The following is a 16150-nucleotide window of genomic DNA, read 5'->3' on the forward strand; positions in this document are numbered from 1 at the left end:
TTTATCTCAAGCAAACGTTTGCGTCTTGTTGTTGGCGCTATTGATACATTTTATAAAAAAATTGCTTTAGTGTCTGAGAATGAATATTTGTACACTTAGTGAAAACAACACAGTCAAACAAATAGGAAGTAATCGGTGGATAACTTTGAACAAGTGCTCAACGCACTCAAGCAAGGCGAAGTGATTGCCTATCCAACAGAAGGGGTTTTTGGTGTCGGATGTGATCCAGATAACCCAGAAGCAATTCAAAAGCTATTAGAGCTCAAGCAGCGTCCGGTAGAAAAAGGGCTGATTCTCATCGCGGCAAGTTATGATCAGCTCTTGCCTTATATTGATGAATCTCAGTTGACTGAAGAACAATTACAGACTGTTCATGCCACTTGGCCAGGCCCATACACTTGGATCATGCCAGCGAGCGATAAAGTATCCAACTGGGTTTCAGGGCAGTTTGATTCAATTGCGGTTCGTGTGACTGATCATCCTTTGGTGCAAAAAATGTGTAATGCATTCGGAAAGCCGTTAACCTCTACCAGCGCGAATCTTTCCGGCTTACCACCGTGTATGACCACGGAAGAAGTCGAAGAGCAGTTGGGTGATAAGCTGGTCGCCATTCTTCGTGGCGAGACCAGCGGTCGTGATAAACCCAGCGAGATTCGTGACGCCAAAACTTCACAAATATTAAGACAGGGTTAACCCTGCTAGCCAGCCATCATTAGGTTTCACGTAATAGGTAATAACGTATGTCAGCGATCGATAAGCACGCCGTAAAGCAGTTCTTGATGTCACTTCAGGATTCCATTTGTCAGCAGTTAGAACAAGAAGATGGAAAGGCCGTCTTTGTCGAAGATGCATGGCAACGTGAAAAAGGAGAGCGTCTGGGTGGCGGTGGTCGCTCACGTGTTTTGCGTGATGGCCTTGTTTTCGAGCAGGGAGGCGTGAATTTCTCGCATGTGGAAGGGAAAGAAATGCCAGCATCTGCGACAGCGCATCGCCCAGAGCTAGCGGGTCGTCGTTTTGAAGCGATGGGTGTTTCTTTGGTTATTCACCCTAAAAACCCTTACGTACCGACTTCACACGCCAATGTCCGCTTCTTTATTGCAGAAAAAGATGGCGAAGACCCAATTTGGTGGTTTGGTGGTGGTTTTGACCTAACACCGTTCTACCCATTTGAAGAAGATTGCCAATCATGGCACGACACTGCAAAACAGCTTTGTGCACCATTTGGTGACGATGTTTACCAAGAGCATAAAGCATGGTGTGACAAATACTTCTTCCTACCACATCGTAATGAAACTCGCGGTGTTGGCGGTTTGTTCTTTGATGATCTAAACCAGTGGGAATTTGATAAGTGTTTTGCTTACATCAAAGCAGTCGGTGAAGGCTATTGCCAGGCTTATTTGCCGATCGTTTCTCGTCGTAAAGAGATCGAGTATGGTGAGCGTGAGCGTGAATTCCAACTATATCGTCGCGGCCGTTACGTAGAGTTCAACTTAGTGTATGACCGTGGCACCTTATTTGGTTTACAAAGTGGTGGGCGTACTGAGTCGATTCTGATGTCAATGCCGCCGCTCGCTCGCTGGGAGTACTGCTACGAGCCAGAAGCGGGATCGCCAGAAGCTGAACTTTACGAGCGATACCTAACGCCACGAGAGTGGTAAGCACGGAATCTCCTTTTCTATATAGATAGATAGTGATAGGGTCATCTGTAATCAGGTGGCCCTGTTTTCTCTATATCTAAGTAAGGAACAAAGGTAAGGAAATGACCCAGCAAATCGATCGCTATGCCGTGTTTGGTAATCCTATCGGACACAGTAAGTCGCCATTCATTCACACTTTGTTTGCTCGTCAAACTAATCAATCTTTGGTGTATACCGCAGAAAGTGCACCTGTTGATGGTTTTATTGACGCGGCGAAGGTGTTTTTTGCTGAAGGTGGCAAGGGGTGCAACATCACTATGCCATTTAAAGAAGATGCTTATCAATTTGCTAGTCGATTGACAGAACGGGCTCAGTTAGCAGGCGCGGTAAATACCCTCAAGAAGTTAGACGATGGTGAAATCATCGGTGACAACACTGATGGTGCAGGTTTAGTGCAAGATTTGCTTCAGCATCAGGTTGTATTGGAAGGTGCGCGAATCCTAATTATTGGTGCTGGTGGTGCAGCTCGTGGTGTTATTAAGCCACTACTCGATCAAAAGCCGACCTCTTTAACCATTACCAACCGTACCTTTAGTAAAGCACAAGAGCTCGCAGAGCTGTTTGTCTCTCACGGTCCTATCCTCGCCAAAGAGATGGCAAGTATTGATGAAGAGTATGATGTCATCATTAACTCCACATCCGCTTCTCTTAGTGGTGAACTGCCGACTATTTCATCCTCCATCTTTGCCGCTAACAGTACAAGCTATGACATGATTTATGGCAAAGGGGTGACGAGCTTTAACTTATGGGCAAAAGATAATGGCGCCGCTCATGCGTATGATGGTCTTGGAATGTTAGTTGGGCAGGCTGCGGAAAGCTTTATGCTCTGGCGTGGCTTACGTCCTGGTGCCAAACAAATTCTCAGAGAACTAAGAAAGAACCTTGAAGGTCAATAAGCGATGAATCAATCCATCTTATTCCCAGATATTCAATCATGGGATGAAGTATCACAATCGGTAAACTTTTCGGCGCAACAATCAGGCGCACTAATAGAGTGCTTTGTGACGAAACAAAAGTTAGAAAAGCTCAGTGGTTCACTGATTGAAACTGAGCAAGCGGCAATTAAAGTGTTTACTGATTACCGATTCGACCTAGAAGAAATGGCTGAAGAGCTAATAGAAGATGAAGCCTTCAACGAAGAAGGCCATATCATCATCGGTTAACAGGGCTTTAGTTCAAGTCTTTTACTTCATTTAAGTAGTCGTTTTTGTTTTGCACATAGTTGTTGGCAGACTTTTGCAAGAAAGCTCGTTCTTTTTCTGATAGAGGGCGAGCTTGTTTTACTGGGCTTCCAACATATAAGTAGCCACTTTCTAATACTTTCCCAGGTGGCACTAAACTGCCTGCTCCGATCATCACCTCTGACTCAATTACAACAGCATCTAAAACAATAGCTCCCATACCAACCAAAACACGATCGTGGATCTGACAACCGTGCAGCATCACTTTGTGGCCAATCGTAACGTCATTACCAATAATCAATGGGTAGCCGTTTGGGTTTTCAGCGTTCTTATGGGTGACATGCAAAACACTGCCATCTTGAATATTCGTTCGATCACCAATGTGAATGTGGTTTACATCGCCTCGCGCTGCTACCAATGGCCAAATGCTAGAATCATCGCCAATTCGGATATCACCGACTAAAACAGAGGTTGGGTCAACGTAAACACGCTCACCAAGTTCAGGCTTTATACCTTTGTAGCTTCTCATTGAGCTCATCTTTTTTCCTTATTCAGGGCGATTACAGGGTGTATGGAGGTAGAATAGTAGTGAAAACTCGCCTTTTAGAATAAAAAACACCCAAACGATAAAAAAATCAAAAAAAACGAGAAAAAGGGCTTGCCAATGTGATCGCAATCTCTATAATGCCACCTCGCTGACACGGCAACGCTTCGAAGCTTAAGTTTCGAAAGTAAGAAGCCAAGTTAGCAAGCCAAATTAGCCAAGCAGAAACGCTTGAAGAAAGTTTGAAAAAAGTGATTGACACTAAACTTTAACTCGCTAAAATGGCCGTCCTGTTTTGAGCAAAGCTCAACAGGAAAGCTCTTTAACAATATAGACCTATCAATCTGTGTGGGCACTCGTTGATGATAATCCAATTAGAAACTTCGGTTTCAAATTAGGTTTCAATGATACGAAGTGACCATTGAATCGAAAGATTCAGCACAGTCAATTCAAACATTACGTTATGTAATGTTCAGTATTCATTGAGCCGAACAAAATCTTAAATTGAAGAGTTTGATCATGGCTCAGATTGAACGCTGGCGGCAGGCCTAACACATGCAAGTCGAGCGGAAACGAGTTATCTGAACCTTCGGGGAACGATAACGGCGTCGAGCGGCGGACGGGTGAGTAATGCCTAGGAAATTGCCCTGATGTGGGGGATAACCATTGGAAACGATGGCTAATACCGCATGATGCCTACGGGCCAAAGAGGGGGACCTTCGGGCCTCTCGCGTCAGGATATGCCTAGGTGGGATTAGCTAGTTGGTGAGGTAAGGGCTCACCAAGGCGACGATCCCTAGCTGGTCTGAGAGGATGATCAGCCACACTGGAACTGAGACACGGTCCAGACTCCTACGGGAGGCAGCAGTGGGGAATATTGCACAATGGGCGCAAGCCTGATGCAGCCATGCCGCGTGTGTGAAGAAGGCCTTCGGGTTGTAAAGCACTTTCAGTCGTGAGGAAGGCGGCGTCGTTAATAGCGGCGTTGTTTGACGTTAGCGACAGAAGAAGCACCGGCTAACTCCGTGCCAGCAGCCGCGGTAATACGGAGGGTGCGAGCGTTAATCGGAATTACTGGGCGTAAAGCGCATGCAGGTGGTTTGTTAAGTCAGATGTGAAAGCCCGGGGCTCAACCTCGGAATAGCATTTGAAACTGGCAGACTAGAGTACTGTAGAGGGGGGTAGAATTTCAGGTGTAGCGGTGAAATGCGTAGAGATCTGAAGGAATACCGGTGGCGAAGGCGGCCCCCTGGACAGATACTGACACTCAGATGCGAAAGCGTGGGGAGCAAACAGGATTAGATACCCTGGTAGTCCACGCCGTAAACGATGTCTACTTGGAGGTTGTGGCCTTGAGCCGTGGCTTTCGGAGCTAACGCGTTAAGTAGACCGCCTGGGGAGTACGGTCGCAAGATTAAAACTCAAATGAATTGACGGGGGCCCGCACAAGCGGTGGAGCATGTGGTTTAATTCGATGCAACGCGAAGAACCTTACCTACTCTTGACATCCAGAGAACTTTCCAGAGATGGATTGGTGCCTTCGGGAACTCTGAGACAGGTGCTGCATGGCTGTCGTCAGCTCGTGTTGTGAAATGTTGGGTTAAGTCCCGCAACGAGCGCAACCCTTATCCTTGTTTGCCAGCGAGTAATGTCGGGAACTCCAGGGAGACTGCCGGTGATAAACCGGAGGAAGGTGGGGACGACGTCAAGTCATCATGGCCCTTACGAGTAGGGCTACACACGTGCTACAATGGCGCATACAGAGGGCGGCCAACTTGCGAAAGTGAGCGAATCCCAAAAAGTGCGTCGTAGTCCGGATTGGAGTCTGCAACTCGACTCCATGAAGTCGGAATCGCTAGTAATCGTGGATCAGAATGCCACGGTGAATACGTTCCCGGGCCTTGTACACACCGCCCGTCACACCATGGGAGTGGGCTGCAAAAGAAGTAGGTAGTTTAACCTTTGGGGGGACGCTTACCACTTTGTGGTTCATGACTGGGGTGAAGTCGTAACAAGGTAGCGCTAGGGGAACCTGGCGCTGGATCACCTCCTTATACGATGATTATTGCGATGAGTGTTCACACAGATTGATACGGTTTATGAAGTTTAAGAGATAGAACATCCCCCAAGATGTTCACTTAGTGTCCCGTTCGTCTAGAGGCCTAGGACACCGCCCTTTCACGGCGGTAACAGGGGTTCGACTCCCCTACGGGATACCATTGGGTCGTTAGCTCAGTTGGTAGAGCAGTTGACTTTTAATCAATTGGTCGCAGGTTCGAATCCTGCACGACCCACCATTTCCTTCCACGGAAATCAAAACAATGTGGGCGATTAGCTCAGTTGGGAGAGCACCTGCCTTACAAGCAGGGGGTCACTGGTTCGAGCCCGGTATCGCCCACCATTCTCTAAGTATTTTTGGAATAAAACGTCCAAACCAGAACAAGCAATTGATACTGGTTGGTATTTTTGACTCTGAAAGTCTTTAGAAAATGTAACTTCCTTGTGAAGCAACATAGCTCTTTAACAATTTGGAAAGCTGACAAAACAATCTTTAAGATTGTTTGTAAAGTTCTCAATGTTTATCGAAAGATAAACACCAAAAAACACATTCGAGTGTTCTTGGGAATATCACTTTTACAGTGATTATTCGAAATTGAGTCCGGCAAAATCGATATGTCTCTCGCTCATTCAAATAATGAGAGACAACTTTGGTGATTTGATTATCAACTCGAAACTCCTTCGGGTTGTATGGTTAAGTGACTAAGCGTACACGGTGGATGCCTTGGCAGTCAGAGGCGATGAAGGACGTATTAACTTGCGATAAGCCCAGATTAGGTAGTAAAAACCATTTGAGTCTGGGATTTCCGAATGGGGAAACCCAATACCATAAGGTATTACTGTTGAGTGAATACATAGCTCAACAGGGCGAACCGGGGGAACTGAAACATCTAAGTACCCCGAGGAAAAGAAATCAACCGAGATTCCGAAAGTAGCGGCGAGCGAAATTGGACTAGCCCTTAAGCTTTACACGCGTTAGACGAACAGCCTGGAAAGGCTGACGATACAGGGTGATAGTCCCGTAGTTGACGACGTGTGTTCAGTGAAATCGAGTAGGGCGGGACACGTGATATCCTGTCTGAATATGGGGGGACCATCCTCCAAGGCTAAATACTACTGACTGACCGATAGTGAACCAGTACCGTGAGGGAAAGGCGAAAAGAACCCCTGTGAGGGGAGTGAAATAGAACCTGAAACCGTGTACGTACAAGCAGTAGGAGCAGGCTTGTCCTGTGACTGCGTACCTTTTGTATAATGGGTCAGCGACTTATATTCAGTGGCAAGGTTAACCATCTAGGGGAGCCGTAGGGAAACCGAGTCTTAACTGGGCGTTCAGTCTCTGGATATAGACCCGAAACCAGGTGATCTAGCCATGGGCAGGTTGAAGGTTGAGTAACATCAACTGGAGGACCGAACCGACTAATGTTGAAAAATTAGCGGATGACTTGTGGCTAGGGGTGAAAGGCCAATCAAACCTGGAGATAGCTGGTTCTCCCCGAAAGCTATTTAGGTAGCGCCTCGGACGAATACTACTGGGGGTAGAGCACTGTTAAGGCTAGGGGGTCATCCCGACTTACCAACCCTTTGCAAACTCCGAATACCAGTAAGTACTATCCGGGAGACACACGGCGGGTGCTAACGTCCGTCGTGGAGAGGGAAACAACCCAGACCGCCAGCTAAGGTCCCAAATTACTACTAAGTGGGAAACGATGTGGGAAGGCTCAGACAGCCAGGATGTTGGCTTAGAAGCAGCCATCATTTAAAGAAAGCGTAATAGCTCACTGGTCGAGTCGGCCTGCGCGGAAGATGTAACGGGGCTAAGTAGTAAACCGAAGCTGCGGCAATGCACTTTAGTGCATTGGGTAGGGGAGCGTTCTGTAAGCGGTTGAAGGTGTGTGGTAACGCATGCTGGACGTATCAGAAGTGCGAATGCTGACATGAGTAACGATAAAGGGGGTGAAAAACCTCCTCGCCGGAAGACCAAGGGTTCCTGTCCAACGTTAATCGGGGCAGGGTAAGTCGACCCCTAAGGCGAGGCCGAAAGGCGTAGTCGATGGGAAACGGGTTAATATTCCCGTACTTCTTACAATTGCGATGGGGGGACGGAGAAGGCTAGGTGGGCCTGGCGACGGTTGTCCAGGTTCAAGTGCGTAGGCTGAAGAGTTAGGTAAATCCGGCTCTTCTTAAAGCTGAGACACGACGTCGAGCATCTACGGATGTGAAGTCATTGATGCCATGCTTCCAGGAAAAGCCTCTAAGCTTCAGATTGTAAGGAATCGTACCCCAAACCGACACAGGTGGTCGGGTAGAGAATACCAAGGCGCTTGAGAGAACTCGGGTGAAGGAACTAGGCAAAATGGTACCGTAACTTCGGGAGAAGGTACGCTCTCGACGGTGAAGTCCCTCGCGGATGGAGCTATTGAGAGTCGCAGATACCAGGTGGCTGCAACTGTTTATTAAAAACACAGCACTGTGCAAAATCGCAAGATGACGTATACGGTGTGACGCCTGCCCGGTGCCGGAAGGTTAATTGATGGGGTTAGACTTCGGTCGAAGCTCTTGATCGAAGCCCCGGTAAACGGCGGCCGTAACTATAACGGTCCTAAGGTAGCGAAATTCCTTGTCGGGTAAGTTCCGACCTGCACGAATGGCGTAATGATGGCCACGCTGTCTCCACCCGAGACTCAGTGAAATTGAAATCGCTGTGAAGATGCAGTGTACCCGCGGCTAGACGGAAAGACCCCGTGAACCTTTACTACAGCTTGGCACTGAACATTGACCCTACATGTGTAGGATAGGTGGGAGGCTTTGAAGCGCAGTCGCTAGATTGCGTGGAGCCGTCCTTGAAATACCACCCTTGTAGTGTTGATGTTCTAACGTCGACCCCTTATCGGGGTTGCGGACAGTGCCTGGTGGGTAGTTTGACTGGGGCGGTCTCCTCCCAAAGCGTAACGGAGGAGCACGAAGGTGGGCTAATCACGGTTGGACATCGTGAGGTTAGTGCAATGGCATAAGCCCGCTTGACTGCGAGAATGACAATTCGAGCAGGTGCGAAAGCAGGTCATAGTGATCCGGTGGTTCTGAATGGAAGGGCCATCGCTCAACGGATAAAAGGTACTCCGGGGATAACAGGCTGATACCGCCCAAGAGTTCATATCGACGGCGGTGTTTGGCACCTCGATGTCGGCTCATCACATCCTGGGGCTGAAGTCGGTCCCAAGGGTATGGCTGTTCGCCATTTAAAGTGGTACGCGAGCTGGGTTTAGAACGTCGTGAGACAGTTCGGTCCCTATCTGCCGTGGGCGTTGGAGAATTGAAAGGGGCTGCTCCTAGTACGAGAGGACCGGAGTGGACGAACCTCTGGTGTTCGGGTTGTGTCGCCAGACGCATTGCCCGGTAGCTAAGTTCGGGATCGATAACCGCTGAAAGCATCTAAGCGGGAAGCGAGCCTTGAGATGAGTTCTCCCTGATACTTTAAGTATCCTAAAGGGTTGTCGTAGACTACGACGTTGATAGGCAGGGTGTGTAAGCGTTGTGAGGCGTTGAGCTAACCTGTACTAATTGCCCGTGAGGCTTAACCATACAACACCCAAGGGGTTTTGATGGACTCAATGAAAGAACATTGAATGTGTAAGAACGAGAATTAAAAAAACAGCTTTCCAGATTAAAGAATTTGCTTGGCGACCATAGCGTTTTGGACCCACCTGATTTCCATGCCGAACTCAGAAGTGAAACGAAATAGCGCCGATGGTAGTGTGGGGCTTCCCCATGTGAGAGTAGGACATCGCCAGGCTTTAGTTTTATTTTCACTTTTTCGAAAAGTGAAGACAAAAGCGGACACTTGCTTATTAAAGCGAGTGATACCACTGCGGAGTGGTAGTTCAGTTGGTTAGAATACCGGCCTGTCACGCCGGGGGTCGCGGGTTCGAGTCCCGTCCACTCCGCCACTTAATATCGACAACCTCGCTTATGCGAGGTTTTGTCAAATCTAGAATATGAAAATTCTATAGGGGTGTAGCTCCAATTGGCAGAGCAGCGGATTCCAAATCCGCGTGTTGGGAGTTCGAATCTCTCCACCCCTGCCACATATCAGGCTCTGACTTAGGTCAGAGCCTTTTTTGTATCTGGTTTCTTCTCATTATTACAGCTTATTTCTACTCTTATCCCGTAAGTATGGCTTTCTGCTGTACTTTGGCAGCATTTAATCTACTGAACGAACGAAACTACAGTTAGCTGTAATGATCAGTGGCCCGAAATTTTAATAATAAAGGGGAATCACTATTTATATTTAGTTACACTCAACCGATCTGGATTAATGAGTAACTATGTATGGATATATCTCGTCGACGCTTTCTTCAATCATCCTTAGCAATCTCCGCGCTTACCGTTCTACCTGCATGTTCTCTATCTAGGAGCACTAATAAGCAGAGGCAATATATATACGATATCACTGCAGAGCCTTCTACTGCAGAATTGATCCCTGGGTTTAACACAGACGTACTCGCATTTAATGGTTCGATTCCAGCGCCTACGATTCGTTGTCGCCAAGGCGAGAAAGTTATAATTAGGTTTACTAACAAGCTTTCAGAGCCGACTACAATCCACTGGCATGGCTTGCGAATCCCTATTGAAATGGATGGTGTACCTTTCTTAAGCCAGCCGCCTATCATGCCGGGTGAAACATTCGTTTATGAATTTACACCGCCAGATGCAGGCACGTTTTGGTATCACCCCCACATGAATAGCGTTAAGCAACTTGGTATGGGCTTAGTTGGGCTAATTATCGTTGAAGAGGCTGAGCCTGTTCAGTTTGATGAAGAGCATGAAGTCGTCCTCAAGCATTGGCACTTAGACAAACAAGGTCAGTGGAAGAACCTTATGGTGCCGCGCTTGAGCGCTCGTATGGGGACTCCCGGAGAGTGGAGTAGCGTCAATGGTGTGCATGAACCTGTTTATACGCTGAAGCAGAATGCTACCACGCGATTAAGAATTGCTAATGTCGATAACACCATTACTTACCCGATCGCTATAGAAGGCGCAGAGGCTTGGGTTATTGCTATTGATGGTAACCCTGTTAAAACGCCTTATAAGCTCACTCAGCACAAAATTGGTCCGGGAATGAGGTTAGATATCGGATTGATTGCTCCAAAGGCTGGAAAACGTGTTTATGTGCGTCAAATGAAAGGACGCTTCCCATTCCCTTTGTGCGAGTTTGACGTTGTTGAGTCTGACTTGCCGAGCAACCAGAAACTGCCTTTATTACCTCTCAACCCTGTGCCAGCTCTCGATTTGAAAAATGCAGAGCAAATCGATTATGTGTTTGAGTGGGAGGGCGCGATCACTCCTGCTGATAAATCGGGCAAAGCGATACCTAAATTCTGGCTGATGAACAAACGGGCTTGGGAGGGAATGAGCAAAGATAATATTCCAGCGCCCCTTTCAACATTGGAGATGGGAAAAACCTATATCTTCAACCTAAAGAACGTCACCCAATATCATCATCCTATTCACCTTCATGGACACACATTTACGGTTCTTGAGTTAGATGGAAAAAAACTCGACGAACCGTTTCATACCGATACGGTCTTACTTGGAAAAAATGGCAGTGCGAAAGCTGCATTTGTTGCAGATAACCCAGGGCGTTGGATGTACCATTGTCATGTAATTGAACATATGAAGACGGGTTTGATGGGTTACATCGAAGTAAAGTGACTCCTGTAACTTTTAAAATCTTGATAAGTTTTAAGCGCTATACTTTGCTGAATTCTAAGATTGTATAATCACTATTGCCGTAAATTTGATTACAATGTCGCCATTAACTTTTCTGGGGGAATTATGGGACAACTATCCGTTTTGGGTTTTATTGCATTGGGTGGTGCATTTGGTGCATGTTCTCGTTACTTAATTTCTGAACTTTGTGTCATTTTATTGGGGCGTGGTTTTCCATATGGTACGTTAACCGTTAACGTTGTTGGCTCATTTATGATGGGCTTATTGATAGCAGCTTTCGATAATGAACTTTTGGCAACGGAACCTTGGCGACAAGTGATTGGCTTGGGTTTTTTAGGCGCACTAACGACGTTTTCCACCTTCTCGATGGATAATGTGTTGCTCATGCAGCAGGGCGCTTTCTTTAAGATGGGATTGAACGTATTGTTGAATGTCGTGTTAAGTATTTCAGCTGCGTGGATAGGCTTTCAATTATTGATGCGCAGCTAGCAAAGTAGTTAAAAATTGAACAGGTCGGCTTGGTTTCACCAAGCCGTTTTTATATACTGATATCACTTGTCGGAGTGCCATAAGGCTGAGACCGTTAATTCGGGATCCGTTGAACCTGATCAGATTAGAATCTGCGAAGGGAACAAGAGAAGATATTCACACCGGAGTTCTTTCTGGTTGACCTATCAAAAGTCGAATGTTGTTACAGGCAAATATCGTAAGCTTTAACTAGCCTTAATTTGACTCCTCTTGTCGCATCTATCCGCCAAGCATTTTTATCCAATTACTTTTTATCTAGTATAACAAAGCAAGGAAAAATGCTATGTCGAGTCGCAAACAAGCGAGACTGGAAGCAAAACAGTTCATTGATACACTCTCGGTACAACCGTACCCCAATTCAAGCAAAGTCTACGTAGAAGGCTCACGTCCAGATATTCGTGTGCCAATGCGTGAAATATCACTCGCTGATAGCCTTATTGGAGGCACAAAAGAAGCGCCTATATTCGAACCTAATGAGCCAGTACGCGTTTACGATACGTCGGGTGTATACACAGATCCAGAGCACACCATAGACCTCTATAACGGCTTACCTAAGCTGAGAGAAGGGTGGATTGAAGAGCGCGCCGATACTGAGCTACTTGATGAAGTAAGCTCGGTGTACACCAAAGAACGCTTAGAAGACGAAACACTAGACGATCTTCGTTACGGTAATCTACCACGTATTCGACGTGCCAAAGATGGCCATTGTGTGACTCAATTGCACTATGCTCGCAAAGGTATTATTACCCCAGAAATGGAATATATCGCGCTGCGTGAAAACATGGGGCGTGCCAAGTATCGCGATGAAGTGCTGAATCAACAGCATCCGGGTCAAAGCTTCGGAGCGAACCTACCAAAAGATATTACCGCCGAATTCGTGCGTAAAGAAGTCGCCGAAGGTCGCGCTATTATCCCTTCAAATATTAACCACCCAGAATCCGAACCAATGATCATTGGACGTAACTTTTTGGTCAAAGTGAACGCCAACATCGGTAACTCATCGGTCACTTCTTCGATTGAGGAAGAAGTAGAAAAGTTAGTATGGGCAACGCGCTGGGGTGGCGATACCGTTATGGATCTCTCTACTGGACGCAATATTCACGAAACTCGCGAGTGGATTCTACGTAACAGTCCGGTTCCGATCGGTACCGTGCCAATGTACCAAGCGCTTGAGAAAGTGAACGGTGTTGCGGAAAACCTTAACTGGGAAGTGATGCGCGATACCCTGATTGAGCAAGCAGAGCAGGGCGTTGACTACTTTACTATCCATGCCGGTTTACTACTTCGTTATGTGCCAATGACTGCAAAACGCGTTACTGGCATCGTCTCTCGTGGTGGTTCTATCATCGCGAAATGGTGTTTAGCGCATCACCAAGAAAGCTTCTTATATACCCACTTCCGAGAGATCTGTGAAATCTGTGCTAAGTACGATGTCGCACTATCTCTTGGTGATGGTCTGCGCCCTGGCTCGGTAGCCGATGCTAACGACGAAGCGCAATTTGCAGAGCTTCGCACTCTTGGTGAGTTGACCAAGATAGCGTGGGAATACGACGTACAGGTGATAATCGAAGGTCCTGGTCATGTTCCAATGCACATGATCAAAGAGAACATGGAAGAGCAGCTAGAGCATTGTCATGAAGCTCCTTTCTACACGCTTGGTCCGCTGACGACAGATGTCGCTCCTGGTTACGACCATATTACTTCAGGTATTGGCGCAGCCATGATTGGTTGGTATGGCTGTGCGATGCTTTGCTACGTCACTCCTAAAGAGCATCTTGGTTTACCAAACAAAGAAGACGTGAAAGTAGGCATGATAACTTACAAGCTTGCTGCGCACGCCGCGGATTTGGCGAAGGGACATCCTGGTGCACAAGTTCGTGATAACGCGCTTTCTAAAGCTCGCTTCGAGTTCCGCTGGGAAGACCAATTCAACTTGTCACTCGATCCAGATACCGCGCGCGCTTTCCATGACGAAACCTTGCCTCAAGAGTCTGGAAAAGTTGCTCACTTCTGTTCGATGTGCGGGCCAAAGTTCTGCTCGATGAAGATCTCGCAAGAGGTTCGAGAATATGCGAAAGACACAGAGCAAGTTGCTGCGGACCAAGCTATATCGATCAAAATGCTGGATGACCCTCTTGAGGGGATGCGTCAGAAATCGCAAGAATTTAGAGAGACAGGTTCTGAGCTATACCACCCAGCAGCACATGCCGAGGTAAGTGACTAATGAGCAAAATCCTTATTCCGTCATCATTGATTGAACTGACTGGTTTAGTTCAGCAATGTTTGTTGTTGGCGAAAGAACAGGGTTTTAGCATCGAAGACGTTGAGTTGGGTGTGAGCCCAACTCAATCTATTCAGCTTGTTCGCGGCCAACAGACCACACACATAACGACTGATCTCATTGATGATTATGACTCTGAGCATGAGAGTTCATTTGTGCTCTATTACCGTTCTGCTTTGTCGGTAGAAGCGTGCGCTAAGCAACCGTCGAAAGCGATTCATATTGGCATTGCTGATACGCAGGTATCCGATGAAAAGGAGAAAGTGCTTCAGCTTGATATCTGGCGTCACCTAATTAACAACGAAGTGAGAGCGCTTTCCGTTAAGTCCAAATTCAACGCAATGTTCGATCCTGAACATCACCTTGCTTGGATAGTAACGCTGACAGTACTCGATTTTCCTATCGAAGATGCGTTAACACTTGCTCGAGGAATGCTAACTCAACAAGCGAATGTTTCACGTGAAACACTGTTGAATGACAACCTTGGTGAGGGACGATCTACTCAGTGGGCTGACCAATTTGATGATTTCCCCACACCTGTACTAGAGGATAACCGACTCGATATTCAAGTTGGTTGGTCTGCACAAGGTGAGAGCGTTAGCTTTCCAACTCTAACTAAGCAAAGTCTAGGGCTCTATCCAGTCGTTGATGATGTTGCTTGGATTGAGCGTCTACTGCCACTAGGCATCAACACTATTCAACTGCGAATCAAGAACCCACAACAAGCCGATTTAGAACAACAGATCATTCGAGCAATTGAGCTAGGCCGTCAGTATCAAGCACAAGTGTTCATCAATGACTATTGGCAGTTGGCAATCAAGCATGGCGCTTATGGCGTTCACCTAGGACAAGAAGACATAGAAGAATCGAATTTGGCTCAGATAACTAAAGCCGGCATTTGTCTTGGTCTTTCTACTCATGGTTATTATGAGCTACTGCGCATCGTACAAATTCATCCTAGTTACATCGCGCTAGGGCATATTTTCCCAACCACCACTAAACAGATGCCATCGAAACCACAAGGTTTGGTGCGCTTGGCTCTGTATCAAAAGCTGATTGATAGCATTCCTTACGGAAACACAGCGTCGGCTTTCCGTCCTTCGAAAGACAAAACTGTGACTGGCAATGTACTTGGCTTTCCGACGGTCGCGATTGGTGGTATTGACCAATCTAATGCAGCCCAAGTTTGGCAAGCAGGTGTTTCTAGTTTGGCAGTTGTGCGAGCTATTACGTTGGCAGAATCACCTCAGTCGGTCATCGAGTTCTTCGTACAACTGATGAAGGAAAGACAGCTAACGTTTACTGATCAGAATAGTAAATTGGTGGATACCAAGAGAGGCGAGCATGCTGACGGATAAGCAGTTCCTTCGCTATCAACGTCAAGTCGCTCTGCCAGAAATTGCCGAAGTTGGGCAAGAGCGGTTGAGTAAATCGAATGTGCTGATCATCGGTTGTGGTGGGTTAGGAAGTGCTGCGAGTTTGTACTTGGCATCAGCGGGTGTTGGTAAATTGGTTGTGGTCGATGACGATGAAGTTGATAGCAGTAACCTACAACGTCAGATCATTTATCGTGAACAAGACCTCCAAGTTGCGAAAACAAAAGCGACTGTAAAGCAACTCACTGAACTTAATTCTATGGTCCAAGTTCGTGCTCTCAATAAGCGATTAGACAAAGCACAGCTGCAGCTTGAAGTGATGCTAGCGGATGTGGTGCTCGACTGCACCGATAACATGCCAACGCGTCAGCTCATTAACCAAGTTTGTTTCGAGCAAAATACGCCACTTATCTCAGCGGCGGCAATTGGTTGGCAAGGACAATTTGCTGTCTTTGATTACCAAATACCAAGTGAACAAGAAGCGCAGAGTAAAGCCTGTTACCGCTGTTTGTATCCGTTCGACGAATTACCGCAAACGCAAAAGTGTAGTGAGAGTGGTGTCGTTGGTCCGGTGGTGGGCACACTTGGTAACTACCAAGCGATAGCGGCAATTCAAAAACTGGCGACGGGAAAGTTTCATGTCGAGACTGCCAAGTTGCATCTGTTTGATGGGTTGAAACTGCAATGGCAAACCATGGCGATAAGCAAAGACAAACAGTGCCAAGTGTGTGCTCAGATTTAGCTTACGAGTAATT

General features: G+C 46.9%; 10 protein-coding genes, 5 tRNA genes, 3 rRNA genes and 1 riboswitch. Of the genes, 17 read left to right on the plus strand and 1 reads right to left on the minus strand.

The features are described from left to right. Positions 1-135: 135 nt before the first annotated feature. The 4 genes from tsaC (at position 136) to J4N40_RS00255 (ending at position 2860) form a co-directional block, all read left to right on the plus strand. Positions 136-693, plus strand: a complete 558-nt coding sequence (gene tsaC / locus J4N40_RS00240; RefSeq protein ID WP_005379084.1) for an L-threonylcarbamoyladenylate synthase type 1 TsaC — start codon at positions 136-138, stop codon at positions 691-693. Between the two features lie 47 nt (positions 694-740). Then, a complete protein-coding gene (gene hemF / locus J4N40_RS00245; RefSeq protein ID WP_047104448.1) occupies positions 741-1658 on the plus strand; it encodes an oxygen-dependent coproporphyrinogen oxidase in 918 nt (305 codons plus the stop codon). 101 nt (positions 1659-1759) lie between these two features. After that, on the plus strand, positions 1760-2593 hold the full coding sequence (gene aroE, locus J4N40_RS00250) for a shikimate dehydrogenase (protein ID WP_033906569.1): 834 nt from the start codon (positions 1760-1762) through the stop codon (positions 2591-2593). Positions 2594-2596: 3 nt separating this feature from the next. Next, positions 2597-2860, plus strand: a complete 264-nt coding sequence (locus tag J4N40_RS00255) for a DUF1488 family protein (RefSeq protein ID WP_005379090.1) — start codon at positions 2597-2599, stop codon at positions 2858-2860. 7 nt (positions 2861-2867) lie between these two features. Here the strand turns inward: J4N40_RS00255 and J4N40_RS00260 are convergent, their stop codons facing one another. Beyond that, positions 2868-3416, minus strand: coding sequence for a gamma carbonic anhydrase family protein (locus J4N40_RS00260; protein ID WP_033906568.1), 549 nt, complete (start codon positions 3414-3416; stop codon positions 2868-2870). Between the two features lie 507 nt (positions 3417-3923). Here J4N40_RS00260 and J4N40_RS00265 point away from each other — a divergent pair. The 13 genes from J4N40_RS00265 to J4N40_RS00325 all read left to right on the plus strand — a co-directional run bounded on the left by J4N40_RS00265 (position 3924) and on the right by J4N40_RS00325 (position 16137). Next, positions 3924-5476 (plus strand): 16S ribosomal RNA (locus J4N40_RS00265). A gap of 89 nt (positions 5477-5565) precedes the next feature. Beyond that, positions 5566-5641: transfer RNA gene (locus J4N40_RS00270), tRNA-Glu, on the plus strand. A gap of 2 nt (positions 5642-5643) precedes the next feature. Further along, positions 5644-5719, plus strand: a tRNA-Lys gene (locus tag J4N40_RS00275). A 28-nt stretch (positions 5720-5747) separates the two neighbouring features. After that, positions 5748-5823: transfer RNA gene (locus J4N40_RS00280), tRNA-Val, on the plus strand. A gap of 349 nt (positions 5824-6172) precedes the next feature. After that, positions 6173-9062 (plus strand): 23S ribosomal RNA (locus J4N40_RS00285). 94 nt (positions 9063-9156) lie between these two features. Beyond that, positions 9157-9273, plus strand: a 5S ribosomal RNA gene (gene rrf, locus J4N40_RS00290). Together the 16S, 23S and 5S rRNA genes with 5 tRNA genes alongside form the textbook arrangement of a ribosomal RNA operon. Positions 9274-9350: 77 nt before the next feature. Beyond that, positions 9351-9427 (plus strand) — tRNA-Asp (locus tag J4N40_RS00295). 61 nt (positions 9428-9488) lie between these two features. Continuing rightward, positions 9489-9565: transfer RNA gene (locus J4N40_RS00300), tRNA-Trp, on the plus strand. Between the two features lie 244 nt (positions 9566-9809). After that, positions 9810-11192, plus strand: coding sequence for a multicopper oxidase family protein (locus J4N40_RS00305; protein WP_250654329.1), 1383 nt, complete (start codon positions 9810-9812; stop codon positions 11190-11192). 123 nt (positions 11193-11315) lie between these two features. Continuing rightward, positions 11316-11699, plus strand: a complete 384-nt coding sequence (gene crcB, locus J4N40_RS00310; protein ID WP_005378811.1) for a fluoride efflux transporter CrcB — start codon at positions 11316-11318, stop codon at positions 11697-11699. 60 nt (positions 11700-11759) lie between these two features. Beyond that, positions 11760-11858, plus strand: a riboswitch (TPP riboswitch). Between the two features lie 163 nt (positions 11859-12021). After that, positions 12022-13962, plus strand: coding sequence for a phosphomethylpyrimidine synthase ThiC (thiC, locus tag J4N40_RS00315; protein ID WP_213972581.1), 1941 nt, complete (start codon positions 12022-12024; stop codon positions 13960-13962). Next, a complete protein-coding gene (locus tag J4N40_RS00320) occupies positions 13962-15377 on the plus strand; it encodes a thiamine phosphate synthase (protein ID WP_250654330.1) in 1416 nt (471 codons plus the stop codon). Before thiC ends, J4N40_RS00320 begins: the two co-directional genes overlap by 1 nt. Then, the gene (locus J4N40_RS00325; protein WP_213900110.1) at positions 15364-16137 is read left to right on the plus strand and encodes a HesA/MoeB/ThiF family protein; all 774 of its coding nucleotides are present in this window, start codon (positions 15364-15366) and stop codon (positions 16135-16137) included. The genes J4N40_RS00320 and J4N40_RS00325 overlap by 14 nt, the downstream gene beginning before the upstream one ends. The last annotated feature ends 13 nt before the right edge of the window (positions 16138-16150 follow it).

Origin of the sequence: Vibrio sp. SCSIO 43097 (genome assembly GCF_023650755.1) — a bacterium.
Classification (GTDB): domain Bacteria; phylum Pseudomonadota; class Gammaproteobacteria; order Enterobacterales; family Vibrionaceae; genus Vibrio; species Vibrio alginolyticus.

Bases quoted from the DNA above. Each gene is read 5' to 3' on its own strand.
- J4N40_RS00255 (WP_005379090.1), top strand. From the start codon at position 2,597: ATGAATCAATCCATCTTATTCCCAGATATTCAATCATGGGATGAAGTA.
- hemF (WP_047104448.1), top strand. From the start codon at position 741: ATGTCAGCGATCGATAAGCACGCCGTAAAGCAGTTCTTGATGTCACTT.
- thiC (WP_213972581.1), top strand. From the start codon at position 12,022: ATGTCGAGTCGCAAACAAGCGAGACTGGAAGCAAAACAGTTCATTGAT.
- J4N40_RS00305 (WP_250654329.1), top strand. From the start codon at position 9,810: ATGGATATATCTCGTCGACGCTTTCTTCAATCATCCTTAGCAATCTCC.
- J4N40_RS00260 (WP_033906568.1), bottom strand. From the start codon at position 3,416: ATGAGCTCAATGAGAAGCTACAAAGGTATAAAGCCTGAACTTGGTGAG.
- crcB (WP_005378811.1), top strand. From the start codon at position 11,316: ATGGGACAACTATCCGTTTTGGGTTTTATTGCATTGGGTGGTGCATTT.
- J4N40_RS00320 (WP_250654330.1), top strand. From the start codon at position 13,962: ATGAGCAAAATCCTTATTCCGTCATCATTGATTGAACTGACTGGTTTA.
- J4N40_RS00325 (WP_213900110.1), top strand. From the start codon at position 15,364: ATGCTGACGGATAAGCAGTTCCTTCGCTATCAACGTCAAGTCGCTCTG.
- aroE (WP_033906569.1), top strand. From the start codon at position 1,760: ATGACCCAGCAAATCGATCGCTATGCCGTGTTTGGTAATCCTATCGGA.